General features: G+C 63.8%; 26 protein-coding genes. 14 read left to right on the forward strand and 12 right to left on the reverse strand.

Going from position 1 to position 24,446, the window contains the following annotated elements; translation table 11 throughout:
- The first annotated feature begins 6 nt into the window (after window positions 1–6).
- The 11 genes from flgC to ACSQ3S_RS20390 all read left to right on the forward strand — a co-directional run bounded on the left by flgC (window position 7) and on the right by ACSQ3S_RS20390 (window position 9,697).
- Complete coding sequence (flgC, locus tag ACSQ3S_RS20340) at window positions 7–429, forward strand: flagellar basal body rod protein FlgC (protein ID WP_176651326.1); 423 nt, start codon at window positions 7–9, stop codon at window positions 427–429.
- Window positions 430–432: 3 nt separating this feature from the next.
- On the forward strand, window positions 433–1,119 hold the full coding sequence (locus ACSQ3S_RS20345) for a flagellar hook capping FlgD N-terminal domain-containing protein (RefSeq protein ID WP_176651327.1): 687 nt from the start codon (window positions 433–435) through the stop codon (window positions 1,117–1,119).
- Window positions 1,120–1,133: 14 nt separating this feature from the next.
- Window positions 1,134–2,399, forward strand: a complete 1,266-nt coding sequence (locus ACSQ3S_RS20350; RefSeq protein ID WP_176651328.1) for a flagellar hook-basal body complex protein — start codon at window positions 1,134–1,136, stop codon at window positions 2,397–2,399.
- A 14-nt stretch (window positions 2,400–2,413) separates the two neighbouring features.
- Window positions 2,414–3,139 carry a flagellar basal body rod protein FlgF gene (locus tag ACSQ3S_RS20355; protein ID WP_176651329.1) on the forward strand — a complete coding sequence of 242 codons (726 nt, stop codon included), beginning with the start codon at window positions 2,414–2,416 and terminating at the stop codon, window positions 3,137–3,139.
- Window positions 3,140–3,172: 33 nt separating this feature from the next.
- Window positions 3,173–3,964, forward strand: coding sequence for a flagellar basal-body rod protein FlgG (gene flgG, locus ACSQ3S_RS20360; RefSeq protein ID WP_176651330.1), 792 nt, complete (start codon window positions 3,173–3,175; stop codon window positions 3,962–3,964).
- A complete protein-coding gene (flgH, locus tag ACSQ3S_RS20365; protein WP_436143561.1) occupies window positions 3,964–4,632 on the forward strand; it encodes a flagellar basal body L-ring protein FlgH in 669 nt (222 codons plus the stop codon). Before flgG ends, flgH begins: the two co-directional genes overlap by 1 nt.
- 23 nt (window positions 4,633–4,655) lie before the next feature.
- Window positions 4,656–5,774, forward strand: coding sequence for a flagellar basal body P-ring protein FlgI (locus ACSQ3S_RS20370; protein WP_176651332.1), 1,119 nt, complete (start codon window positions 4,656–4,658; stop codon window positions 5,772–5,774).
- A 9-nt stretch (window positions 5,775–5,783) separates the two neighbouring features.
- Window positions 5,784–6,242 carry a rod-binding protein gene (locus ACSQ3S_RS20375; protein ID WP_176651333.1) on the forward strand — a complete coding sequence of 153 codons (459 nt, stop codon included), beginning with the start codon at window positions 5,784–5,786 and terminating at the stop codon, window positions 6,240–6,242.
- A 103-nt stretch (window positions 6,243–6,345) separates the two neighbouring features.
- The gene (gene flgK / locus ACSQ3S_RS20380; protein ID WP_176651334.1) at window positions 6,346–7,716 is read left to right on the forward strand and encodes a flagellar hook-associated protein FlgK; all 1,371 of its coding nucleotides are present in this window, start codon (window positions 6,346–6,348) and stop codon (window positions 7,714–7,716) included.
- Window positions 7,717–7,727: 11 nt separating this feature from the next.
- Complete coding sequence (gene flgL / locus ACSQ3S_RS20385; RefSeq protein ID WP_176651335.1) at window positions 7,728–8,639, forward strand: flagellar hook-associated protein FlgL; 912 nt, start codon at window positions 7,728–7,730, stop codon at window positions 8,637–8,639.
- 17 nt (window positions 8,640–8,656) lie between these two features.
- A complete protein-coding gene (locus ACSQ3S_RS20390) occupies window positions 8,657–9,697 on the forward strand; it encodes a hypothetical protein (RefSeq protein ID WP_413446620.1) in 1,041 nt (346 codons plus the stop codon).
- A 20-nt stretch (window positions 9,698–9,717) separates the two neighbouring features.
- On the opposite strand, the gene ACSQ3S_RS20395 is transcribed toward ACSQ3S_RS20390, so the two are convergent.
- From ACSQ3S_RS20395 to ACSQ3S_RS20410, 4 genes are all read right to left on the reverse strand, one after another.
- Complete coding sequence (locus ACSQ3S_RS20395; RefSeq protein WP_436143562.1) at window positions 9,718–11,850, reverse strand: putative bifunctional diguanylate cyclase/phosphodiesterase; 2,133 nt, start codon at window positions 11,848–11,850, stop codon at window positions 9,718–9,720.
- Window positions 11,851–12,003: 153 nt separating this feature from the next.
- A complete protein-coding gene (locus ACSQ3S_RS20400) occupies window positions 12,004–12,669 on the reverse strand; it encodes an amino acid ABC transporter permease (protein WP_176651338.1) in 666 nt (221 codons plus the stop codon).
- 2 nt (window positions 12,670–12,671) lie between these two features.
- On the reverse strand, window positions 12,672–13,475 hold the full coding sequence (locus ACSQ3S_RS20405; protein WP_176651339.1) for a transporter substrate-binding domain-containing protein: 804 nt from the start codon (window positions 13,473–13,475) through the stop codon (window positions 12,672–12,674).
- A gap of 22 nt (window positions 13,476–13,497) precedes the next feature.
- Window positions 13,498–13,920, reverse strand: coding sequence for a hypothetical protein (locus ACSQ3S_RS20410; protein WP_436143563.1), 423 nt, complete (start codon window positions 13,918–13,920; stop codon window positions 13,498–13,500).
- A gap of 52 nt (window positions 13,921–13,972) precedes the next feature.
- Between ACSQ3S_RS20410 and ACSQ3S_RS20415 the strand changes: the two genes are divergently transcribed.
- Entirely contained in the window at window positions 13,973–14,191 is a 219-nt protein-coding gene (locus tag ACSQ3S_RS20415) for a DUF3460 family protein (protein ID WP_176651341.1), read from the forward strand.
- 3 nt (window positions 14,192–14,194) lie between these two features.
- Here ACSQ3S_RS20415 and ACSQ3S_RS20420 read toward each other — a convergent pair whose 3' ends face one another.
- Together ACSQ3S_RS20420 and ACSQ3S_RS20425 are read right to left on the reverse strand one after the other, a co-directional pair.
- Window positions 14,195–14,923, reverse strand: coding sequence for a YcbK family protein (locus ACSQ3S_RS20420; RefSeq protein ID WP_436143564.1), 729 nt, complete (start codon window positions 14,921–14,923; stop codon window positions 14,195–14,197).
- Between the two features lie 117 nt (window positions 14,924–15,040).
- A complete protein-coding gene (locus tag ACSQ3S_RS20425) occupies window positions 15,041–15,475 on the reverse strand; it encodes a hypothetical protein (protein ID WP_436143565.1) in 435 nt (144 codons plus the stop codon).
- A 273-nt stretch (window positions 15,476–15,748) separates the two neighbouring features.
- Here ACSQ3S_RS20425 and ACSQ3S_RS20430 point away from each other — a divergent pair, with 273 nt between their 5' ends.
- Window positions 15,749–16,096 carry an energy transducer TonB gene (locus ACSQ3S_RS20430; RefSeq protein ID WP_176651343.1) on the forward strand — a complete coding sequence of 116 codons (348 nt, stop codon included), beginning with the start codon at window positions 15,749–15,751 and terminating at the stop codon, window positions 16,094–16,096.
- Window positions 16,097–16,103: 7 nt separating this feature from the next.
- On the opposite strand, the gene ACSQ3S_RS20435 is transcribed toward ACSQ3S_RS20430, so the two are convergent.
- Entirely contained in the window at window positions 16,104–16,934 is an 831-nt protein-coding gene (locus ACSQ3S_RS20435) for an EAL domain-containing protein (RefSeq protein ID WP_436143566.1), read from the reverse strand.
- Between the two features lie 166 nt (window positions 16,935–17,100).
- On the opposite strand from ACSQ3S_RS20435, the gene ACSQ3S_RS20440 reads away from it, so the two are divergent.
- Window positions 17,101–17,898, forward strand: coding sequence for a class II glutamine amidotransferase (locus ACSQ3S_RS20440; RefSeq protein WP_353403784.1), 798 nt, complete (start codon window positions 17,101–17,103; stop codon window positions 17,896–17,898).
- Between the two features lie 7 nt (window positions 17,899–17,905).
- Here the strand turns inward: ACSQ3S_RS20440 and ACSQ3S_RS20445 are convergent, their stop codons facing one another.
- The 5 genes from ACSQ3S_RS20445 to ACSQ3S_RS20465 are packed head-to-tail and all read right to left on the reverse strand — an operon-like array spanning window position 17,906 to window position 24,392.
- Window positions 17,906–18,532 (reverse strand): hypothetical protein, encoded by a 627-nt coding sequence (locus ACSQ3S_RS20445; protein WP_436143567.1) that lies wholly within the window; start codon window positions 18,530–18,532, stop codon window positions 17,906–17,908.
- Between the two features lie 14 nt (window positions 18,533–18,546).
- Complete coding sequence (locus ACSQ3S_RS20450; RefSeq protein ID WP_436143568.1) at window positions 18,547–19,047, reverse strand: hypothetical protein; 501 nt, start codon at window positions 19,045–19,047, stop codon at window positions 18,547–18,549.
- Window positions 19,048–19,082: 35 nt separating this feature from the next.
- Entirely contained in the window at window positions 19,083–19,991 is a 909-nt protein-coding gene (locus tag ACSQ3S_RS20455) for a hypothetical protein (RefSeq protein WP_353403781.1), read from the reverse strand.
- Window positions 19,988–21,367, reverse strand: coding sequence for a LysM peptidoglycan-binding domain-containing protein (locus tag ACSQ3S_RS20460; protein ID WP_353403780.1), 1,380 nt, complete (start codon window positions 21,365–21,367; stop codon window positions 19,988–19,990). The genes ACSQ3S_RS20455 and ACSQ3S_RS20460 overlap by 4 nt, the downstream gene beginning before the upstream one ends.
- Window positions 21,351–24,392, reverse strand: a complete 3,042-nt coding sequence (locus ACSQ3S_RS20465; RefSeq protein WP_436143569.1) for a type VI secretion system Vgr family protein — start codon at window positions 24,390–24,392, stop codon at window positions 21,351–21,353. The genes ACSQ3S_RS20460 and ACSQ3S_RS20465 overlap by 17 nt, the downstream gene beginning before the upstream one ends.
- Window positions 24,393–24,446 lie beyond the last annotated feature (54 nt).

Here is a 24,446-nt window from a genome sequence, read left to right on the forward strand (position 1 = left end):
GCTGACATGTCGTTCAAGAATATTTCCGAGATCGCCGGATCGGCCATGGCGGCGCAGTCCGTGCGTCTCAACACCATCGCCAGCAACCTGGCCAACGCCGATTCCGTGGCCGGCAACGAGGCCGACACCTACCGCGCGCGCAAGCCGGTGTTCTCCGCCGTGATGGCCGACAGCATCGACGGCATGGGCGCCGCCGGCGGCAAGGTGCAGGTGCTGGACGTGGTCGAATCGAGCGAGCCGCTGCGCAAGGTGTACGAGCCGGGCCACCCGATGGCCAACGCCGACGGCATGGTGTTCTATCCCAACGTCAACCAGGTGGCCGAGATGACCGACATGATGTCGGCCTCGCGCGCGTTTGAAACCAATGTCGAAGTCCTCGGCCGCATCCGCACGATGCAGCAGTCCCTCTTAAAACTCGGTGAAGGTTAAGCCATGACAGTCAGCCTCCTCAACAACAACAGCGGCAACAACACGGGCACGACCGGCAGCAACATCACCGGCAACACCGCCAGCCAGACCTCGGACATGTTCACCAAGCTGCTGGTGGCGCAGATCAAGAACCAGGATCCGCTGTCGCCGACCGATCCGTCCCAGTTCGTGCAGCAGCTGACCCAGCTGTCGCAGACCGAGTCGCTGCAGAACATGTCGACGCTGACCAGCGCGAACAACAGCGTGCTGCAGAGCATGCAGGTGCTGGCGCTGGGCGCGCAGGTCGGCTCCGACGTCATGGCCGAATCGGGTTCGGTCACGCTGGACGGCCACACCAAGGTCAGCGGCCAGATGACCTTGGCCGCCACCAGCACCACCACCACGCTGGTGCTGACCGGCACCGACGGCACCAAGCACAACGTCAGCCTCGGCGTGCAGGCGGCCGGCACCGTGCCGTTCGCCATCGACCCGACCGCGCTGGGCCTGCCGGCCGGCACCTACACGATGACGGTACAAACCAGCACCAAGGAAGTGCCGCCGGTCGACGTGATGGGCCGCCTGAACAGCGTGCGCCTGTCGTCCGCCGGCAGCGTCGTGCTCAACGTCGGCAACGTCGGCGAAGTCGCGCCGACCGCCATCACTGCTTTCAACGGTAAATCCACCGCTTCTGCCACCCAATCTAGTCTCTAAGGAAGGTATCCATCATGAGTTTCGATATCGCATTGTCTGGCATCCAGGCCATCAACGAAGCGCTGGACGTCACCAGCAACAACATCGCCAACGCCGGCACCTACGGCTACAAATCGTCGCGCGCGAACTTCTCGTCGCTGGTGGCGGGCGATCAGCCGACCGGCGTCAACATCGGTTCGCACACGCAGAACATCGGCCTGTCGGGCGGCCTGCTGAACACCGGCCGCTCGCTGGACGCGGCCATCAACGGCGCCGGCTTCTTCATGGTCAAGGACGGCAGCAACAACATCAACTATACCCGCGTGGGTATTTTCGACACCTCCAAGGACGGCTTCCTGGTCGACGCCTCGGGCCGCCGCGTGCAAGGTGCGGTCATCACGCCGCCTAGCACCCAGCCGGGCGCCCAGGGCGACATCGCCATTCCGACCGGCCAGATCCCGGCCGTGGTCAGCGACAAGGTCAACTACATCGGCAATCTGTCGGCCGACTGGCCGATCACCGCCTTCCCGGCAGCCGTCACGCCGACCACGCCGCCCGACCCGTCCACCTTCAGCATGTCCAAGGCCACCGTGCTCTACGATACGCTGGGCGGCCAGCATACGCTGACCCAGTATTTCGGCGCCACCGGCCCCGGCGCGGTGTCGGTCAACTACGTCCTCGACGGCAATCTGGTCGGCACGCCCCAGGCACTGGCGTTCGACCCGGTCACCGGCCAGATGACCACCCCGGCACCGGACCCGACCACCACCAACGGTTCGCTGCAGCTGGACCTGTCGGCTCTCGACACCAGCGATCCGACGCTGTGGCCCGGCTTCATCAGCGGCGCCAAGATGGCGCAGGTCCCGGTCAACATCAACTACACCGGCACCACCTACTTCGCCGGCGAGGCGACCACCTCGACCAACAACGCCAACGGCTACGCCTCGGGCACCTTCGCCGGTGTCGATCTGGCGACCGACGGCTCGGTGATCGCCAAGTACAGCAACGGCCAGAAGCAGGCGGTCGGCAAGCTGATGCTCGCCACCTTCCCCGACGAAGGCGCGCTGACGTCGATCGACAACACCAGCTGGGCGCAGTCGCTGGGCTCGGGCACGCCGCTGGTCAACTTCGCCGGCGTCGGCATGACCGGCACGCTGAACACCAGTTCGCTGGAGCAGTCGAACGTCGACATCACGTCCGAACTGGTCGGCCTGATGACGTCGCAGCGCAACTACCAGGCCAACTCCAAGGTCATCCAGACCGAGAGCACCATGATGCAATCGCTGATGCAAGCCATCTAAGGACGCACTGACCCATGGATGCGCTGATCTACACCGCCATGAGCGGGGCCGAACGGGCCCTGCGTGGCCAGCAGGTACACGCCAACAACCTGGCGAACATGGACACCGGCGGCTTCCGCGCCAATATGGAGCTGTCGGCGGCGCAAACCGTCAACGGCTACGGTTACGACGACCGCCATATGTCGCAGCTGCAGGCCAACTCGGTATCGACCCGCCAGGGCACGGTCAAGGCCACCGGGCGCGACCTCGACGTCGCCATTTCCGGCGACGGCTTCCTGGCCGTGCAGGGACCGACCGGCGAGGCCTACACCCGCGCCGGCGCGATGACCCTGGACCAGACCGGCACGCTGCGCATCGGCAGCAACGTGGTGCTGGGCGAAGGCGGCCCGATCACCCTGCCCGAGTACACCAAGATCGCCATCGGCACCGACGGCACGGTGTCGATCCAGAGCCCCGGCACGACCACCATGCAGACCATCGACAAGCTCAAGCTGGTCAAGGCCGAGGCGTCGGAGCTGACCAAGAACGAGGCGGGCCTGCTGGTGGCGCGCAGCGGCCAGCCGCTGGCCACCGACGCCACCGTGCTGGTCAAGCCCGGCCACCTGGAAGGCAGCAATGTGTCGGCGGTGGAGGAAATGGTCGCCACCATGAGTTTGAACCGCACGTTTGAAATCCAGATGAAATTGTTCAAGGCCAGCGATTCGATGGCCGAAACCGGAAATCGCCTGATCGGCGGCTAAGCCGGTCCACGTTACACCTCAAGGAGAGATACGATGAATCCAGCAATGTGGATCAGCAAGACCGGCGTGCAGGCGCAGGACGAAAAACTGCAAGCCATCGCCAACAACCTGGCCAACGCCAACACTGTCGGCTTCAAGCGCGACCGCGTGGTGTTCGAAGACCTGTTCTACTCGGTGGAACAGCAGCCGGGCACGCAGCGCGCCGACAACAACACGCTGGCGCCGTCCGGCGTGCAGCTGGGTAACGGCGTGCACATGGTCGGCACGCAAAAAGTGTTCACCACCGGCAGCCTGCAAACAACCGGCAACTCGCTCGACGTCGCCATCATGGGTAACGGCTTCCTGTCGGTGCGCCAGCCCAACGGCGAAACCGCCTACACCCGCGCCGGCCAGCTGCAGGTCGACGCCAACGGCATCCTGGTCAATGCCCACGGCCTGCCGCTGATCCCGCAGATCACCGTGCCGACCAACGCCACCTCGCTGACCATCGGCGAAGACGGCACCGTCTCGGCCACGCTGGCCGGCAACACCACCGCCAGCCAGCTGGGCCAGCTGACCCTGACCAGCTTCATCAACCCGACCGGCCTGCTGGCCCTGGGCGAGAACCTGTTCGCCGAAACGCCGTCGAGCGGCACGCCGACCGAAGGCAAGCCGGGCGACGCCCAGTGGGGCAAGCTCAAGCAAGGCGCGCTGGAAGGCTCCAACGTCCAGGTGGTCGAGGAAATGGTCGACATGATCGCCGCCCAGCGCACCTACGAAATGAACACCAAGGTGCTGTCGGCCGCCGACAATATGCTGCAATACCTGTCGCAGGCCGCCCGCTGATGAAACCCGCACTGCCCGCCTCGGCCGTCCTGGCCTTGCTGCTGGCCGGCTGTGCCAGCCTGGCGCCGCCGCCGGTGCGACCCGGTCCGTCGGCCGAGCCGCCGGCCGTGTCGCGCAGCATCGGCGCCAAGGGTACTTCCGGCGGCGTCTTCAGCACCGACCTGGGCCTGTCGCTGACCTCGGACAGCCGCGCCTTCCGCGTCGGCGACGTGGTCACCGTGACCTTGCAGGAAACCACGCAGGCCAGCAAGAAGGCCGGCACCAGCTATTCCAAGAATTCGGCCGACACCATCAACGCCCCCAATCTCCTGGGCAAGACCTTCCCCAAGGGCGGCATCGGCCTGGGCGCGTCCAATTCCTTCGCCGGCGACGCCACCAGCACCCAGCAGAACACACTGACCGGCGCCATCACCGTCATCGTGCAGGAAGTGCTGCCGAACGGCCTGCTGCGCGTGTCCGGCGAAAAAACGCTGACCCTGAATCAGGGCGAGGAATTCGTCCGCCTGCGCGGCTTCCTGCGCCCGGCCGACATCGACGCCGACAACCAGGTGTCGTCGCTGCGCATCGCCAACGCCAGCATCGCCTACTCGGCGCAGGGCACCCTGGCCGACACGCAGTCGGCGGGCTGGCTGTCGCGCTTTTTCAATGGCCCGTGGAATCCGTTTTAAGCAGTCTTTGATTGGGTGAACTCATGAATTTCCGCAAGCTGTCCCGCGCCCTTGCCCTGCCACTCGCCCTCTGCCTCGGCTTCGCGGCCGTGCCGGCCCGGGCCGCGCAGGTGCTGCGCAACCTGGTCGCCGTCGAAGGCATGCGCGACAACCCGCTGGTCGGCTACGGCCTGGTGGTCGGCCTCAACGGCAGCGGCGACTCGACCCAGGTCAAGTTCGCCAGCCAGTCGGTGATCAATATGCTCAAGCAGTTCGGCGTCAAGGTGCCGGACGGCACCGACGCCAAGTCCAAGAACGTCGCCACCGTCATGGTGTCGGCGGTGTTCCCGCCCGGCTACCGCAAGGGCCAGAACATCGACGTCGTGGTGTCGTCGATGGGCGACGCCAAGAGCCTGCGCGGCGGCGCCCTGCTGCTGACCCCGCTGCGCGCGGCCGACAATGAAGTGTACGCGCTGGCCCAGGGCAACGTCGTCGTCGGCGGCTTCAGCGCTTCCGGCAAGAGCGGCTCCTCGGTCACCGTCAACACCCCGACCTCCGGCCGCATTCCGAGCGGCGCCGCGATCGAGCGCGAAATCGGCACCGATTTCTCGACCAAGCCGACGGTGCGCCTGTCGCTGCGCCATCCGCATTTCCAGACCGCCATCAACATCGTCGACACCATCAACAAGCGCTTCGGCGACATCGCCAGCACCAGCGACGCCACCAGCATCGACGTGGTGGCCCCGGCCAACCCGACCCAGCGCGTGGCCTTCATGGCCAAGCTGGAGGCGTTGTCGATCGAGGTCGGCGACGATTCGCCGAAGGTGGTGTTCAATTCGCGCACCGGCACCGTGGTCATCGCCGACGGCCTGCGCGTGCGCGCCGCCGCCGTCACCCACGGCTCGCTGAAGGTGGTGATCTCCGAATCGACCAAGGTCAGCCAGCCGAACGCCTTCGCCCAGGGCAACACCGTGGCCACGCCGCAATCGCAGGTCAGCGTCGACCAGGGCTCGGGCCAGATGTTCAAGTGGCCGGCCGGCGCCAAGCTGCAATCGATCATCGACGTCATCAACAGCCTCGGCGCCTCGCCGGACGACATCATGGCGATCCTGCAGGCGCTCGACCAGGCCGGCGCCATCGAAGGCGAACTGGTCGTCATTTAAGGAATCCCTATGAGCCTGGTACCTTCCCAATTCGATGCCAGCACCATGCGCGTAGGCGTGGCCGACCAGCTGAACGAAACCCACGTCGCGCCGGTGGCCGCCGCTGGCAGCGACGACAGCGTCGACCCGGCCTACCGCGCCAAGGCCACCCAGGCGGCGATCAAGTTCGAGAGCTTCTTCATCGGCCACATGCTGCACCAGATGCGCTCCGGCACCCGCGAGCTGGCCGCCGAGGACAGCGTGTTCAAGGACAAGATCAACGAGGATATGCTGGACATGGCCGACAACCTGGTGGCCGACCAGCTGGCCGGCCAGCGCGCCTTCGGCGTGGCCGACGCCATCCTGCGCCAGCTGTTGCCGCCGGCCAGCACGCCGCAGCCGCTGAACACCGCGCTGCCGGGCCGCGACAGCGCGGCGAATGTTGCTGAATCGCAAAAAATTGGCGCCACGCTTAATCCTGCGCGGTAAGCGGTCGCCCTTTACGAGTAATGGAGCAGTGGGGGCGGTGGAAGTCACTTGATCACTGCAAGCTACTGCTCCTGCGGCCTTCACCAGGAAAGACCCTTGCAATATGAGCATCTCTTACAACGCACTGTCCGGCGCCCTGGCCGCCCAGGCTGCCCTGAACACGGTCAGCCAGAACATCGCCAACTCGCAGACCAAAGGCTACACCCGTCAGGGCGTGCTGCTGCAGACCAACGCCGGCGATGGCTCCGCCATGAGCCCCGGCAATGGCGTGGCGGTCGGCTCGCTGCTGCGTTTCAGCGATTCTTACAAGACCCAGCAACTGTGGCGCGCCAATTCCGACCTGGGATCGCGCACTCAGGTGCAGCCCTACCTGACCCAGATGGAAAAAGTCATGAGCGATGACAAATCCAGCCTGAGTTATGGTATCGACAATTTCTTCAAGGCGCTCAACGCCGCCGGCGTCGACCCGACCTCGACCCCGCTGCGCCAGCAGGTGATCACCGCCGCCGACTCGATGTCGCAGCAGTTCAACAGCATTTACAACGTCACCGCCAACCAGCTGATTTCGGTCCAGCAGCAGCGCTCGGCCATCCTGCCCGGCCTGAACGAATCGATCGCCGGCATCGCCGCGCTCAACCAGCAGATCATCGCCACCGGCGCCAACGGCACCAACACCTCGGCGCTGATCGACAAGCGCGAGCAACTGATCGACAGCGTCGCCTCGCAGGTGGCGGTGGAAGTGATCAACAATCCGGATGGCACCGCCAGCGTCTCGATGAAGAGCGGCCAGCCGCTGGTGGTCAGCAACCTGTCGGCGACGATGGCGTTCGACACCAGCACCGGCACCCAGCAGCTGACGCTGAAGTTCGCCAACACCACCTTCCGCCTGGACGACACCAAGGTCGGCGGCCAACTGGGCGGCCTGGCCGACTACCAGGAAAATACGCTGAAACCGCTGCAGAAGTCGATCTCCGAGATCGCCGAGCAGATGTCGAACAAGGTCAATACCCAGCTGGCGGCCGGCTTCAACAACGCCGGCACCGCCGGCGGTCCGCTGCTGACGTTCAATCCGACCAGCGCCACCGGCCTGCTGCAGGTGGCCACCGGCTACACCACCGCCGACCTGGCGTTCTCCAGCGACGGCACGCCCGGCGACAGCGGCAACCTGCAAAAACTGGTCGACATCAAGGGCCAGCCGATCACGCTGACCACGCTGGGCAGCGTGCTGCTGGGCGACGCCGATACCCAGATCGTCGGCAAGCTGGGCATCGACAGCCAGCAGAACCAGGCGCTGTTGAACACCGCCACCACCATCCGCCAGCAATCGGAAGACGACTGGAAATCGACCAGCGCCGTCAACACCGACGAGGAGGCGATCAACCTGGTGGAATTCCAGAATATGTACCAGGCCAACATGAAGGTGATCGCCGTCGCCAACACCTTGTTTGACGCCACCTTGCAAATGTTCGGTTAAGGAGAGCCTGTATGCGCATCGCCACCAGTCAGTTCCAGGCCACCATGAACCGCGGCCTGCAGGATAACCAGAGCCATCTGGCCCAGATCACCGCCCAAATGGCGTCCGGCAACAAGATCCAGCTGCCGTCGGACGACCCGGTCACCAACGTGCGCCTGTCGCGCCTGACGCGCGAGGAAGCCATCGTCGGCCAGTACCGCGACAATATCGCGGCGGTCAAGATCCGCCTGGACAAGAACGAGACCTTCCTCTCCAGTATCACCAACGACATCACCGAAAGCCATGACCAGCTGGTCTGGGCCTCGGACGGCGGCAACTCCGACGCCGACCTCGGCTCCATGGTCAACACCATGTCCTCGCTGCGCGACAGTATTTTCTACAGCGCCAATGAAAAGGACCAGGAAGGCCGCTATGTGTTCTCCGGCACGCTGACCAACACGCCCTCCATCACCTACGATGCGACGCAGCCGGTCGGTTCGCGCTACACTTTCACCGGCAACACCAACCAGCAAAAAGTGGTGGTCGGCAACGGCATCTCGCAGACGGCCAACGTCAACCTGTCCGGCCTGGAAGCGCTGCTGAACCAGATGGACACCACCGTCGCCGAACTGAGCGCGCCCGGCGTGTCGCCCAGCACGCCGTCGCTGCAAGCCGCGTTGAAGGCCAATATGGACGGCGCCGAGGCGGCGCTGGACCAGGTGTCGGGCAAGATCGCCGACTTGGGCGGCGCGCAAAACATCATGAGCACGCTCGACGGCAACCACGCCAACGTCAGCCTGTCGAACCAGAACGCGCTGCTGGACCTGGGGCAACTCGACTACGGCGACGCCGCGACCCAGCTGAACGGTTACAATCTGGCCCTGCAATCGTCGTACAAGGCGTATTCCAAGATCAGCAACCTGTCGCTGTTCAATATTCTGTAAATAAAGACTGAACTGTCATGCAAATCTCGCCCAATTCCACTCCCACTGTCATTGTTCCTGGCAGCGCCAGCAATGCCAGCGCGGTGGACGGCACCGCGCTGGGGCTGAATGGCGAGAACGCGGCCACGGCCTTGCCGGTCACGCCGACGCCGACGTCGGCGGCGCCGCTGCGGCGCGGGCTGAACAATTGGGACCAGCCGCTGCAGGGCGACATTTCCGGCGCCCAGCAGGCGCTGGACTTCCTTGAACAGAGCGCGGCCCAGCTGCGCAACCTGAAGGCCGACCTCAGCGCCCGCCTGGCCAACCGCCAGCGCAGCGACGGCACGCTGGACGCGCGCGTGCGCCAGTTCAGCAACACCTGGCGCAACCGCAGCCAGGCGTCCGGCGGCACGCTCGATGCCCGCCTCAAATTCAGCAACAAGAGCACGACCACCCGCTTCACCGTGCGCGGCATGTCGCTGGCCAACCTGCGCAACGGCGGCCGCGAAGTGCTGGCGATCTCCATCGGCGGTGGCCAGAACCTGCGTTCGGTGGTGCTGGAGCCGGGCCTGAGCGACCAGGAAATCGCCCAGCGCTTCGACGACGCGCTGGCGCCGACCGGCGTGCGCGCCGACCTCAACGACGACGGCCAGCTGGAATTCAGCACGCCGGAATCGTCCTGGGGCAATGTGCGCGACACCATCGCCGTGCAGGGTGGCGGCACCCGCTTCCCCACCGGCCAGATGAACCGCGTCAAGGCCGAGGCGGAAGCGCCGGCGGTCGATCCGGACAGCTGGCAGACCTCGGACGCCGATTCCATCCGCACCACGCTGCAGCAGGTGGTGCAGGCGCTGGCCCAGGTGGAGCAGGCGATCGCCTCGGTGCACACGGCGCTCAACCAGGTCAGCGAACGGGTGCAGAGCGCGGCGCCGAACGACAGCACCGCCGGCATGGACCAGGTGGCGCAGAATTTCGTCTCGACCGCCAAACAGCCCGGCTACCAGTCGTTGCTGTCGATCACGTCGGCGCTGGCGGGCATCAGCCGCGAGCGCGTGATTTCACTGCTGAGCTTGCGCTAAGCCGGCATCACCTCAAGACATCACCTCAGGCCGGGCTTGGGCGGATTGGCCAGCGCCTGCCGCGCCAGCTCGCCGAACTGCGCCGCCGGCAACGCTCCCGAATACAGATAGCCCTGCGCATAATCGCAGCCGGCCAGCGCCAGCAAGGCGCTCTGCGCCGACGTCTCGACGCCCTCCGCCACCACCTTCAGCCCCAGCTTGTGCGCCATCACGATCAGCGCCTCGCACATCGCCAGGTCGCCGCTGTCGCTGGCCACGTGCGCGATGAAGCTCTGGTCCAGCTTGAGCAGGTCGATGCCGACCCGCTTCAGGTGCGACAGCGAGGCGTAGCCGGTGCCGAAATTATCCAGCGCCACCTGCAAGCCCATCTCGCGCAGCGCCGCCAGGCGTTCCGCCACTTGCGGCGTGCTGTCCATCAGCACGCCTTCGGCGATCTCGATGACGATGCTGCGCGGCGCCAGTCCCAGCCCGGTCGCGTAGGCCAGCCAGGCCGCATACAGCGCGGCGTCGCCGCGGAACTGCGCCGGCGACTGGTTGATGCTGATCTGGAAGCCGGCGCCCAGCTCGTCCTGCCAGCGGCGCGCCTGTTGCGCGGCCTGGCGGAATACCCAGTCGCCGATCTCCATCATCATCCCGCTCGATTCGGCGGCCGGCAGGAACTCGGCCGGCGCCAGCAGGCCGCGCTGCGGATGGCGCCAGCGCAGCAGCGCCTCGGCGCGCTCGACGCGGCCGTCCAGCAGGTTGAGGATGGGCTGGTAATGCAGCTCGAACTGCTGCGAGGACAGCGCCGAGCGCAAGTCCAGCGCCAGTTGCTGGCGCGCGTGGGCCGCCAGCTGCAAATCCTCGGTGAAGTAGCTGTAGCGGTTGCGGCCGGCCTGCTTGGCCGCGTACATGGCCTGGTCGGCCTGGCGCAGCAACTCTTCCGGTGCATCCGCGTCGTCCGGGAACAGCGCGATGCCGATGCTGGCCGAGATCGATGGACTGGCCGCGCCCAGCTTGAACGGCCGGTTCAGCAGCGCCAGCATGGCCTCGGCGATGCGGTCGATGCCGGCCATGCGGTCGAGGCCGGGCAGGATCACCGTGAACTCGTCGCCGCCCAGCCGCGCCACCGTGTCCGAGGTGCGCACGCTGGCGCCGATGCGCCGCGCCGCCTCCACCAGCAGCACGTCGCCCTGGTCGTGGCCCAGCGTGTCGTTGACCTGCTTGAAGCCGTCCAGGTCGACAAACAGCAGCGCCAGCTGCAGCCCGTCGCGGCGCGCCTTCTTGACCTCCTGCGCCAGCCGGTCGAGAAACATGTGGCGGTTGGGCAGCGTCGTCAGCGTATCGAAATTGGCGCGCTGCCAGACCAGCTCGCTCGAGGCGCGGTCCGCCGTGATATCGGTCACCAGCGCCAGCGCGCCCAGGTAGGTGCCGTCGGCGTCGAAGATGGGATTGGTGGCCAGCGTGGCCCACAGCTCGCTGCCGTCCTTGCGCAGGAACTTGAATTCGTGGCGTTCGGAAACGCCGAGCTGGCGCCGCGCGATGTTGCGCTCGAGCAGGGCCCGGCCCTCGTCGTCCATGAAGGCCACCAGCGGCTGCTCCAGCATATCCTCGATGGCGTAGCCCAGCATCTGCGCCATCTTCGGGTTGACAAAGCTGGTGCGGGCGGCGCCGTCGATTTCCCAGATGCCCTCCTCGGCGCTGTGGACGATGCGGCGGAAGCGCTCCTCGCTGCGTTCCAGCGCGGCCAGCTTGCCTTCGGCCAGCTCCAGCACCACGCGGATCGCCTGGCCGCTGCTGTCGGCACTGGCGCGCAGCGTGACCGGAAAGCCCTGCTGGTTGCGCGCTCGCACCATTTGCAGGTCGCAATGTTCAGGCAGTTTGCTGTTGAGTGCGCGCCGCAGGAACTCGTCGAAATCCTGGTGGAAACGCGTGGCGATGAACTCGCGGAACGGCACGCGGTCAGGATTGCTGCGCGGCAGGCCCAGCACGTCGGCGCCGACCACGTTCATCTGCAGGATGGTGGTGTCGAAGCCGAGCACGAAATAGCCGACCGGCGCCAGCAGGTAGATATCGTTGAAGCACTCTTGCTCGACGGCGGGATCGGCCGCAGCCGACTCCGCATAGGCGGCCACCGCGGCGGCTTCGCCCATGATAGCCATGTCGTTGAGCATGCCGAGCCGGGCCTCGGAAACCGGCTGCCGCCGACCGTGCGATTCGCTCGTGGATAGTGGTGTCAGCTTCTCCATGGCGCCCCTTTGCGTAGGGGTCCAGACTAGCATCTAAGCGCTACGCTGTCGAGCAAAGCAGCGCCAGGATCGGCTGCGTCAGCGGTGCGCGCGGTTCAGGCGTTGTTCCGCGCGCCGTTGCAGCGCTTCAAACAGCAGGCTCAGCACCCAGTAGATCAGCGCGGCGGCCACGTACAGCGGCAACGGCCGGAACGTGGTGGCGATCACTTCCTTGGTCGACAGCATCAGTTCCGTCATCGTGATGACCGACACCAGCGAGGTGTCCTTGATCAGGCTGATCAGCGTGTTGCTCATGGCCGGCACCGCGATGCGCAGCGCCTGCGGCAGCACGACGAAGTACAGCGTCGACCAGTAGCCCAGGCCCAGGCTGTAGCTGGCGGCCCACTGCCCCTTGCTGACCGCGCCGATGGCGCCGCGCAGGCTTTCCGACAAGAACGCGCCGGCATTCAGGCTCAGCGCCAGGATGCCCGCCGTCACCGGCGTGAATTCGACGCCGACGCTGGGCAGGCCGTAATAGATGACGAACATCTGCACCAGCAGCGGCGTGCCGCGCATCAGGCTGACATATACGCTGGCCGGCCAGCGCAGCAGCCGGTACGGCAGGATGCGCATCACCGCCACCGGGAAGCCGATCAGCAGCCCGCCCAGCATCGAGGCCAGCGCGAAGATCACCGTATAGCCGGCGCCGCGCAGCATGACCGGCGCCGCTTCGCGCAGCAACTCCATCAAATCCCGCACATCCATGCTTACGGCGCCTTGCTGACGTCGATGCCGAACCACTTCAGCGAGACCGCCTTCAGGCTGCCGTCGGCGGAAATGTCGGCCAGCGCCTTGTTCAGCGCCTCCTTGAATTGCGGATTGCCCTTCTGGAACGGAATGCCCATGCGCTCGACCGCGCCCACCTGCGCGCCGGCCTTGATCGGTAGCCTGGAGATCTTCAGCAAATAGGCGGACATCAGGCTGTCGTTGAGCGCCGCGTCCAGGCGGCCGCTGGCCAGGTCGGACATGGTGTCCGGCGCCGCCGCGTAGCTGCGCACATCGATGCCCGGCACCGCCTTGGCTTGCTGTTCATACACGCTGCCCTGCCCCACACCCAGCTTCTTGCCCTTCAGGTCGGCCAGCGCCTTGTAGGCGGCCTTCTCGTCCTTGCGCACGATCAGCTGCGGCATCGAGTAGATATACGGCACCGAGAAGTCGAACGCCTGCTCGCGCTTGGGATTGATGCCGACCTGCGAAATGATCACGTCGTATTTATTGGCCGACAGCCCGGCCAGGATACTGGCCCACTCGCTGCTGACGAACTCCACTTTCAGGCCCAGCTTCGCACCCAGCAGGCGCGCCACGTCGACGTCGTAGCCGGCCAGTTCGCCGGTTTTCTGGTCCTTGTAATTGAACGGCGGATAAGTGCCCTCCATCGCCACCTTGAGCGTGCCGCGCGCCTTGACGGTGGCCAGCAGGTCGGCGGCGGAAGCAGGCAGCGCCGCAAGGGACAAGGCCAAGGTCAGCAGGGCACCCTGCGCCAGCTTGAAAGTGAAATCGCGTTTTTGCATGGAATTCCTTTATTGTCAGGCGCTACCAGGCGCCCATGCGTCGACGCAGGCCGAAATTATGGCCCGCGACCAGGATGGAACTGGCGATCAGGCCGCTCAGTCCTATCATCAACTGTATCAGTTTATCGTCCGGCAGTACCCACAGCCTGCCGGCCGGCGCCTCGTCCACGCGCGCGGCCGCCATGATCAGGGGCGCCACCCATTCCGCCTCCGGCGTAACATCCAATATCAGGGCGCCGTCCTGCGTGGTCTGCATGTAGATCTCGCCGCCTTCGGCCAAGGTGAAGCAGACCCCGTAACCGGTCTCGTTCTTGCCGATGTGCTCCTGCAGGCTGAGGTTGTGCTCGGCTATCCACAGCTCCACGTCGGCCGGCGTTTCCAGCCCGCTCCACGGCACCGGCCGGAAACGGGGGGGATCGCGCAGTTGCTCATTGTCGTCTTGCATACCATTCCTGTTCGCTTGCCAAGCCGCCAGTTTACTCGATGGGAGGAAAGTCATGAAATATAAGTACCCGTACGGCCCCGGACGCCGCGAATACGTCTCGGAATTCACCCGCTTCATGGACGGCTATCTGCACCAGCATCCCGAAGTCCAGCAAGACCAGACCCTGGGCTGGCGCATCTGGTGGGAACGGCCGGTCGATCCGAAAAGCATAGACCGCGAGGCCCAGGCCAACTTGAAGCCGACCGTCTACCATTCATATTTCTACGAGTAGGGTTCAGCCCTTCCAAGTGCGCTTGAGGCCGGTATCCGCATGGATCCAGCCGCCGCGCGGGCCGGCGCGGTAGTAGAAGCCGACCCCGCCCTGGCGGAAACTCTTGACCAGGCCGCCCAGCACCTCGGCGTTCAGGTTGGCCAGGCGGATGTCGGCCGCGCGCCCTTCGATATGCAGCGACTGGCGCGCCGCCGGCACGCCCGCTTCGCGCAGCTTCTGGTTGGAGGCCGCCGTGCGGTAGCCCGACAGGATCTCCAAAGGCGTGTCGATGCCGTAGCGCGCCACAAACGCCTGCGTGCCCCACAACGTTTCAAACAGCTTGGGATCGATGCGCGCGGTTTCCTTGCCGTTGACGTCGCGCAGCAAGTGGCACAAGTCCTGGTAGGCCGATTCGATGATCTCGCCGTCCCGCCAGTACAGCAGCTTGGCGCGCTCGCCGCTGGCCGGGCGGATCACGTCGATGGTGCGCGGCTTGAGCCAGAACTCCAGGTCCAGCGCCTGGGCGTCGAAAATATCCGGCGGCGGTTCCATCTCGCCGCTGCCGCTGGGCGCCGAGTGCGCCGACGCGCGGCCCATGTCGGCGGCCGGCCTGGCCTGCGCCACAGCGGGCGGCGGCGCCGCTACCGGTGCATGTCCGGCCGGCTTGGCGGCTGCGCTGGTCGCCGCATGCCGCACGCTGCTGCCGGACGCGCATCCTATCAGCGGCACCGCCAGGAAACTTGCCGCCGTCACACCCAAACCCTGCTGTAAAAACTCTCTGCGCGATGCCATAGACTACCCGTGAAAAACGATATGGATACTATAGCGTATGCAGAGGGAAAAAGAAAAACAGCAAAGCCCCGGTTTCGATCAGCGCAGGGCGAAAACCAGCAGTTTTTCCGGCACCACCTCGCCGCTGGCCAGCGTTCGCGGCGGCACCACCATGGTGACCCAGCCCGACGCCTCGTCCCCCTCGCGCACCAGTTCCACTCTCAGCTGCCGGTCCAGCGCGACGTAGGTATTGCTTCCGGTGGCGACGATCTTGTGCGGCTGGTCGTCGTCCACGTAGGCGTACATGCCGGTGCCGCGGCTGACGATCGACAGCGTCATGCCGTTGGAGAGCGTGTAGCCGCCCTTGATATCCTGGTAATTGTCGGGCCACATCTTGCGGTAGTTCACGGGCAGTTCGATCCGCCCTTCGCTGGCCTTGATCGGCACCACCGTTTCCTGTTCGGTTTGCTGCGCCTGCGTCGGCGGCAACCAGGCCAGCACGCCCAGCACGACGGCTAAGTTCACAATTTTCATGATGCACCTCCCTTGGACTGGAGCTTCCATTTAAGCAGCCCCGCCACGAAGTACAAATGCAATCTGTCTATCGGCTGGCCCGCCGCATCCAAAATAAAAATGATGCAAATTTTGATGCGATGCAAAATAACCGTATCGGATTTGAAAACGTTTGCAAGTTATACGTTTAAACAATGACCATCATTCCAACAATAAATTTTTAATATATGCTGCGACGCAGTATATTTAATACGTACCAGCAATATTTTTGAACTTAACTTACTGGAGTCCACCATGTTTGCCAAAATCCGCACTGCCGCCATTGCTTCCACCCTGTTGCTGTCGGCCTTTGCCGCCAACGCCGCCGAATCGACCGCCCGCCTGGAATCGGCCGACTGCTCCACCCCTTCCTATCGCGCCGCATGGCAAGACGACGACCTGCAAGGCGTCGTCCGCCTGGCCGTGCTGGTTGGCGCCGATGGATCGGTACAAGAAGCCAAGGTCGTCGAGTCGAGCGGCTACCGCGCGCTGGACAAGGCATCGCTGCGCGCCGGCACCACCTGCAAGTTCGAGCCAGCGTCCAAAGATAGCGCTAACGCCGCCGTCTGGGCTGTCGTGCAATACAAATGGGTCCTGAACTGATGTGGAATTACGCGGCTGCCTGGCGCTCCGGTGCCAGCAGCTGCGCATGCGGTTCGTCCAGCAGATAGCCCTGCGCCAGCAGCGGCACGCCGGCCGATTCGCCCAATTGACGCAGCACCGTCAGCGCCTGCGGCGTTTCCAGCCGTTTGAACACCACCTTGACGCCAGCCTCCGCGCTGCGTTTCAACAAGTCCAGCACATCGCGCCCATCCTGCAGGTCGCGCACATCGAGCTTGAACACGTCCGGACGCAAGCGCTCCAGCAGATGCAGGGCTTCGCGCGCCCCTTGCACGTTGACGGCGAAACGGAAGCCGTTGCGACGGTAGTTATCGGACACATAATTCAGCAGCCAGCCTTGCTGCGGCGAAGCCGCCGGCAGTTGCAGCACTACCCGTTCCAACGGCAGTTCCAGCGCGTCGAGGATGCGGCGGAACGCATGGCCGTGATTGCTGCTGACCGCGCTCAGCAGGCGGTCGTGCACGTTCAGGAACAGATCCTCGCTGTCCTCGCCCGCCTGGCGGAAGAAATTAATCGCATGCAGCATGCGGCACAGCCGGTCGAGCTCGATCGATTCGTCGTCGCTGGCAGCGTGGTCCAGCAGCTTCCACAGCGACAGGCCCTGGTCCTGCGCCGACACGCTGCGCGCCAGGCCTTCGTACGCCTGCACCGCACCGTTGTCCAGTTGCCGGATAGGCTGGAACGCGCTGCTCATGGTGCAATTGAAAAAACGTCCCTGCGCCTTGCCCTCGTGATCGAGCCAGATGCTGGAAGCGGCGCCGGTCGCGCCGCGCGCTTCGGATAAGCGCTCCAGGTATTTTTGCAGGATGGGGAAAGTCATGAAGCTCCTCGGTTGTTGCAAGCAATACCGACAGCGTAGGCCCGCGCGCGCAAAAGCTGAACGAATGCTTTCAGCTATGGATATGCCAAAACATTCGTTCCGTCCGCCTGGCGCGGCCGTTATCGTGGGACATCGACACTACCGCGACACTAAGCGCCTCCATACCATGTGCCAATTACTCGCCATGAGCAGCAGCAAACCCGCCGCCGTGGATTTCTCCTTCGCCGGCTTCGCGCTGCGCGGCAACGAGCACCGCGACGGCTGGGGCATCGCGCTGCACACCGCCGGCGGCTGCCGCCTGTACACCGATTCGCTGGCCTCGATCGATTCGCCGCTGGCCGAGCAGATCAGGAACAATCCGATCAAGGCCAGGAACGTCGTCGCCCATATCCGCAAGGCCACGCAGGGCCGCATCTCGCTGGAGAACAGCCACCCGTTCACGCGCGAGCTGTGGGGCCAGACCTGGTCCTTCGCCCACAACGGCGACCTGAAACTGTTCGATCCGAATCCCAGCCTGTACTCGCCATGGGGCGACACCGACAGCGAGCGCGCCTTCTGCCATCTGCTGTCCGGCCTGGCGCTGCGCTTTGACGCGCAGCCGCCGCGCCATGTCCTGTATGCCGCGCTGGAGACGCTAGCCGGTGAAATCGCCGCGCACGGCACCTTCAATTTCATCCTGTCGAACGGCGAGCTGCTGTTCGCCCATTGCAGCACCGACCTGCATTACGTGGTGAGGGAGTATCCGTTTTCAGTGGCGCAGCTGGTCGATTGCGACCTGAACATCGACTTCAGCAAGCACAATCACCTGGACGACCGCATCGCCGTCATCGCCACGCAACCGCTGACCTCCAACGAAGCGTGGACCAGGCTCGCACCGGGCGAGCTGAAGCTGTTTGTCGGCGGCGAAGAAGTCGGCGCCGCACCGGCGCGGCGGGCTGACTGGCAACTGGAGGTTTGCTACTAGACAGTGCTCAGTCGTGCGGGTCGGAAGGTTCCGAGAAGGTGATGACTTTACCGTTCAACGTAAACTGGTAGCGTACTGCATCCCCATTCGGCATCTCCTTCGAGGTCAGGCGGGCTTTCTGGCCATTGATCTGGAAGGCTAGCGGCAATGTTTCTTTCTTGTCGAACGTGGCCGCAATCACCGGCACGGAGTACGGTGCCGGGACGTTCTTGTCCTCGGCCGTCTCCATCACCGTTTTCATCATACTGGTCCATCGCTTGCCATCCACGGGTTCGGCCTCGTAGACATACGGCAGACCTTTGATGTTTTTCATATATTGAACAAACCTCGTATCGCTGGCGTATTTTTGCAGCACGACTTTCACATCAACCGCAGTCGGCTTGCTCACCTTGATGCAGCAAACCACGATCAGCTCGGCGCTGTCGTTCTGCAGCCCGGTAAATACCGTCGCCTCCGTCAGAGGGCGGTTCGTGAACACATAATTGGGACGTGCCAACACCTTCATTTGCGCAGTGACAACGGGCTGATTCTCCCACAGGCCCACGACCGCGGTACTGTCGGCCTCGCTGCAGCCCAAGAGGCAGGAAAGACAAAGAAAGGGGAACGTTTTATTCAAAATATAGCGCTCGGACATAGCTCTGCTTACGGTCAATGACCGAAAAATTCACCAAGCAAAGCGTCGACGGCGTCGTGATAGCTGCCCTTGGTGCTCATCGCGCCTTCGTTGTCGAACTTTGGCACGTCCCAGTCGCGGTTGAATTTGAAGACCTTGATGTCGACGCGGGCCTTGGCCATATTGGTGTCCACGCCGCCGCTGGCGCGCGCCGCCTGCACCGCGTACAGCTGGCCGCCCTGCTGGTAGAACGCGATCGACTGGATGTTAGCGTCCGCCGTTTCATAGCTGCGCAGGTTGTAGCCCAGGCCTTTTTGCCCGGGCACGGTGGCCTGCAGCCACGGTTCGCCGGCCTTGCGCGGTAACACATACACGGTAAAGGTATCGAACGCACTCGCGTCAGGGCTGCCGACATGCGCCTTGATGATGCGCAGGGTCATGTCGCCCGTCTTCAAATCGGTGGCGCCCTCGGCCAGTTTGAGCTGGGCGCCAGCCGGCACCGGAATGAGTGCGGCGGCGGATGCAGTGCCGGTCATTGCAATGACGACCGCAAAACTCCTTAAGATGCTCCTCATTTTTTCTCGGACAGGTATTTTTTCACCGACTTAATATCTGCGGCACTACCGGCCTGCGTGATGGCGGCGGCCAGTTCGGTTTCAGCCTTGATCTCGAAGTGTCCCTTCGGAATCGAAAACAAGGCAAGCTTACGCCCAGCTGCCATGCTATCAAAAATGCCGATATAGTAAATCACGTCGTTTTTCTGCTGTCGGCCTGAGGCCAAAAAGGCTTTGCAACCAGCGTTGGCAGCAAATTGATTACTGTCATAAGTCTTTATGCCTTGGCCGGCATCCAGCGCAAAAGTACAGACAGGCGCGTTCTTTACCTTGAATACCGCAAATGCACTTGTCTCATCAGCGATCAAATCCCGCTCCAGCAACTCGGCGGCAGGCACGCCTGCTTTGAAGTACGCCGCTTTGGCGAGTTTGATTCCCTCCGCAGCCTTGCGTACCGGCGCGGCCTTCCTGTGCGATGCCTCGGCCGGAGCCGTTGCATCATTCAGCTTCTCGTCAGCCACGTACGCTCCGCTGCTGTTCTGGTAAGCAAAGAAAAACTTCTGATAGCTATCTTCACGCGTTTCCCGGTCTGTGTAGGTTAGCACCAGATATTTTTTTCCGCCGAGCTCAAACGCTGCCGCATCATTGACGCCGGTACATTGCGGATACTGATCACCTTCCTCTGCGCTAAGTATTTCGATAAATTTCGGCTCTTGGGCCTGTAACAGGCCGCAGCTCGGTGCATTTGCCCCCTTGGCAAAATACGTGACGACGGCGACGTCATCCAGCGGCATGATCGCCTTGTTCCTGCTATCGTAGGCATCCCAGCTCCTCTGTTTCATGAACGCTGCCACATCGGGAGCGGCGTACGCCGCCTGCATCAGACCCAGCGCTGCACCGGCGATTATCACACTCAGTTTTTTCATTTGCTTCGTTCCGTTGCTAATTTAATCATGTCTTCTTTTTTCTTAAATCCAAATCGCGGCTTTTTAATCGGCGTGGTTTCATTCAATTCCAGGAACCTTTTGTAGCCGGCCTTAGCATGATCAGCATTCTTGGTCAGTCCCTCCTTCGAGGATTTATCATCCGACCACAATCCCCAAGCGAAGGCCACATCCCGCTTATCGTAAATCGCACTCTTGTCGAATGCCAGATAATCTGTGGAACGGTTTGCCTCAACCTTGCACGACGGGGCCAGCAACGCCTTATGCGCCCGCTTGAAAACCGCCAGTCTGTCATCGAAGCCATTGAACGCGCCGTTGATCGCCGATGAGATGTACAGCAGGTCGTTTTTGTCCGCATACGGATTCAGGTCACTCGCCGTGCCATTATTCCAGTACCAGCCAGCCGAATCGGTTGCGGGATCAACTTCTTCCAGTTTTGACTTGTTCTCATCCAGATAATTCTTGCCGACGTAGTCACCGTATTTTTGATAGTTCTTCTTGTAAGTCAACTGTATCAGTCCCCGCCCCTTGTAGCCATCGTAGACGTCGGCTTCCTTGACGCCTTTGGCCAATACCTCCGCCGTATAACGCAAGCTTCCCGACTCATGACCTATCTGCGCGAGAGCATGACTCTTGCGCAGGCAGGAATCAATGGCATACGCCTTGAACATGGTATTCAATGGCGAAAGGAATTTCTCCAGAGCGTCTTTTTTACGACTAGAGAAAACCGCCACCAACTGATCTATCGTCAGATCCTTGCCGCAGGCGCAATCTCCCGGCAACAGAATATGTTCGGGCTGGGCCGCGTCGTTCTTACTCTTGGAATGATCGACACCTTGATCGTTCTTTTTGCCTGAAGCCGGCGGTGGCGCTTTCTTCTCCGGCGGCTTAGCGCCAGGCGGAGGCGATTTTGGATGAAGATCCGTCCCGCTGGGCAGCTTGGCGCTGTTCAACCGTAGCAGCATAAGCGGTCTCTTGCTGTCCACCACAATATGCCCAGCCGCCTGCAACACGTTGTCACCTATGCGCTGCGCAAGCAATTCCAACTTGGCGCCTACACGCACAGGAAAACTGACCTCGTTATCGCGTTCAGTGACTTTGCCTGCGGCTAATATTTTTTTATCGTGCTGGATCTGATATTTCACCCCTACAGGAGGACGATCGACCATGTTAACCAGTCGCAGCGTAAAGTCCATCGTATCGCCCGGCACCTTGATGCGATCGCCGACCGCCAGTGTATCCGGGCTTTTGATTTGCGGATTCAGCGCCAGTATTTCCTTGACGGTTGTATGATGACTGCGGGCGATACGCCATAAACTGTCGTGCGGCTGCACCTCCACTTCATTCACCGAAGTCATAACCATCTCCTTTGGGCGTCGGCAAGGATGAGTCCTCCGGTGCGACTACCTGCCAGCTGGCGTCACCAACTATGACATGCAGATCTTCCGCCTGCTGCGTGAACCAGCGCGTCGACATGCCCTGCGGATCCAGCTGACCAGAGGCGATCTGCACCGAATTATTCTTCTGCCAAACTTGATAAGGTAATCCCGCCAGGCCGGGCCAGCGACCAAGCAGCGCGCTGGCATTAATCTGCTGGCTGTAGACCGGCACCGCGGTTTGATCAATTAACGTCTGACTCTTCGGCAGCGCAGGCAAGGCCATACTGCTTTGCATAGGCCCAGTCAACTCCTTCATGCTGGCCTTGAACGCCATCGTGCCTGGGCCGTGGATCATGATGTTGCCGCCTTCGAGCTTCAGATAAGCGCCCTGCGCGGTCAGCATCACGTGCTCCTTGGCCGCCACGCTGACGCTCTTGCTCACGCTGGCCACGGTGATGGCCTTATCGGCGGTCAGCGTTGTAAGGCCCGCCTGACTTTGCGCGCTGACCTTGCCGCTGGCCGCGTGCAGCCTGATGCCGGTTTCCTGGTTCGGCTTGGCCGCGCCCGTCGCCTTGCCGTAGCTGAACAGGCTGATGCCGTTGCGCACCGTGTGCAGACTGTTGCCCTGGCTGGCGAAATTGATGTCCTGCCCGCCGGTCAGGCTGGTGCTGGCGCCGGCCGCGACGACGGCGCTGGCCGGCGTGACCGCGGCGATGCCGGACGGCGTCGACAATTGCAGATGCGCGGCGCTGTACGCGCTGGCCTGGCCGGCTCCTCCGGTGGAGGCGCCCGCGCCGACAACCTGCTGCGTGGCGCCGACGACCTCGGCGCTGAGCGCCATGTCCGCCAGCGCAGGCAGCTTGTCAGGCGCCGGTTCGGCCGCGCCGCTGCTGTCCTTCGGGCCGGCGTTCTGCTTTTGCGCCAGGTCCGCCAGAGTGGTTTGCAACTGACTGGCCTGCCCGATCTGCGCCTCGGCTTCGCGCGAGTCCAGATGGCTGCCGGCGCCGCCATTGCGCGCATCGGCCGACAGCAGCATGCCGCGGCCGGCACGCAGCGCGGCCGCATGTTCAGTCTTCAGCTCCGCGCCGAAGCCGGCGGTAGCCAAGCGCTGGTTGTCGGTCTGGTGCCGCAGATGGCCGAGGTTCAGTTCGTCCGTGCCCGTATGCGGGCCGGCGTGCCGCTGCAGCGCCATGCGCGCTTCGCCGGGACTGTCGTCGAACACCATCTGGCTGTAGCCGCCGCTGCCGCTCTGGCTGGCCGCCATCACTTGCGACTTGATCCCCGACAGCACCGCCGCATGCGCATGCGCGCCGGCCTCGCCCGGGAACCAGGCCGGCGCGTTGCCGGTCGCCGCGCCGGCGCCTTGCGACAGCTGGTTGTGCTGGGCGTCGCCCTGCCCCTTGCCGTTGTAGACGCTGGCGACAACCACCGGCCGGTCGATATTGCCGTCGATGAAGTCAATCAGCACTTCGGTGCCCACGCGCGGCACCGCCACCGAACCCCAGTTGGCGCCCGCCACCGGCGCCAGCGGCGTCGCGATGCGGGCCCAGGTGCCGGCGCCGTCGTCGCCGGGCGCGCCGGTGTGGCTGCCGGATTCCGGATGATTCAGGCGGCTGTGGCTCTGCTCGCCACGCTGCCAGTGGAACTGCACCTTGATACGATGGTCGCGGTCGGTATGCACCACCGCTCCCGCCGGCCCGACGACGATGGCGGTCTGCTGGCCGCTGACGGTCGGCTTAGGATGCAGCAATACGCCGTGGCCGTCGACCTCGCTGCGGCGGTAAGGCACGCTGCTGCGGATCGCCTCGACGCGGTTGCGGTACAGCGGACGTTCGGCGATCGCGTCGCCCACCGCGTGCAGGCTGGCGCCCTGGTCCTCCGCGATGGCTTGTTCGAGCGCGCTCGTGCCCAGCGCGGAGACGACCTGCTGTTTGACGCCGGAGCTCAGGTTGTTGTGGGCCAGGTGCACCACCCGCAGCGCGGCGAAGGTGCGCGCGCCGTCGTCGCCGGCTTGGTCCAGCACCGCCTGTCCCTGCAAGGTGAAGGTGGTGCCGGGCGCCAGCGTGCGCACGGTGCCGGCGCCGACATGCACTTCGCGGTCCGCCTCCATCGCCTGCAATTGCTGGTCGACGATGCGCTGTCCCTGTTCGCGCGAGGCATAGGCGTAGGCGCCGGGCGCGTCGCGGCTGCCCAGGCCGGAATTGCCGCCGGTACTGGCCGCGCTGACCGCGCGGGTGCCGTTGCTGCGGTAGTCCCAGCTGGCGATCTCCAGCGCGTCGGGTATCCAGCGCAGTTCGGTGCGCCAGCGGTCCATGCTGTCCTCCTGCATGACCGCGCCCGGCTGCGTAAAGCGTATCGCCGGCTGCGCATTGGGCTGGAAGCTGCCGTTGTGATCGGCGATGACCATCGTATGGCTGCCCAGCGATGGGCTGCCTGCGTCGCCCTGATGTTCGAAGTAATAGAACAAGCCTTCTTCCAGCATCAGCCGCTCGGCGAACGCCTGGTTCGATTCCTGGTACTGGCAGGTCAGCGAGCGGCGCGGATAAACGGCCGGATCCAGCACATCGAAGCGCCACGCCGGCGCCAGCTTGCCCAGCCCCTGCCAGCCGCCGAACAGCGCGTCGAGTATCTCCAGCACGGTCTTGTCCTGGAACACGCGGCTGTCGCGGCCGATGGCGGTGAAGGCATACCAGGGGCCGATGGTCAGGCTGTAGCGCGCCAGTCCGCCGTCCGCCCCCAGGCATTCGGCGGCGGTGACATGGCCGTGAAACGGACGCCAGCTGTCCAGGCCCGCCGTCAGCAATTCCACCAGCACCGGCTGGCCGATCAGCGACTTCAGCGGGATCGCGGCATCGGCCGACACGGCGGTCAGCTGCAGCACATAGCACTCGCCGACGGCCTCCTCGGCGCGCAGGCACTCGGCCGCCAGCCGGTCCGGGCCAAGCGGCGTGCTGAGCCGAAGCAAACGGCTGTCTTGGGTAAAGCTGTCGAACAGGGCTGACATGAAGGTAACTCGCGTGGCGATGTCGAAACACTAAAATTAGTATTTTGCAACGCG

The sequence above is a fragment of the Duganella sp. LjRoot269 genome (assembly GCF_964254095.1).
GTDB classification, from domain to species: Bacteria; Pseudomonadota; Gammaproteobacteria; order Burkholderiales; family Burkholderiaceae_D; genus Rugamonas; species Rugamonas hordei.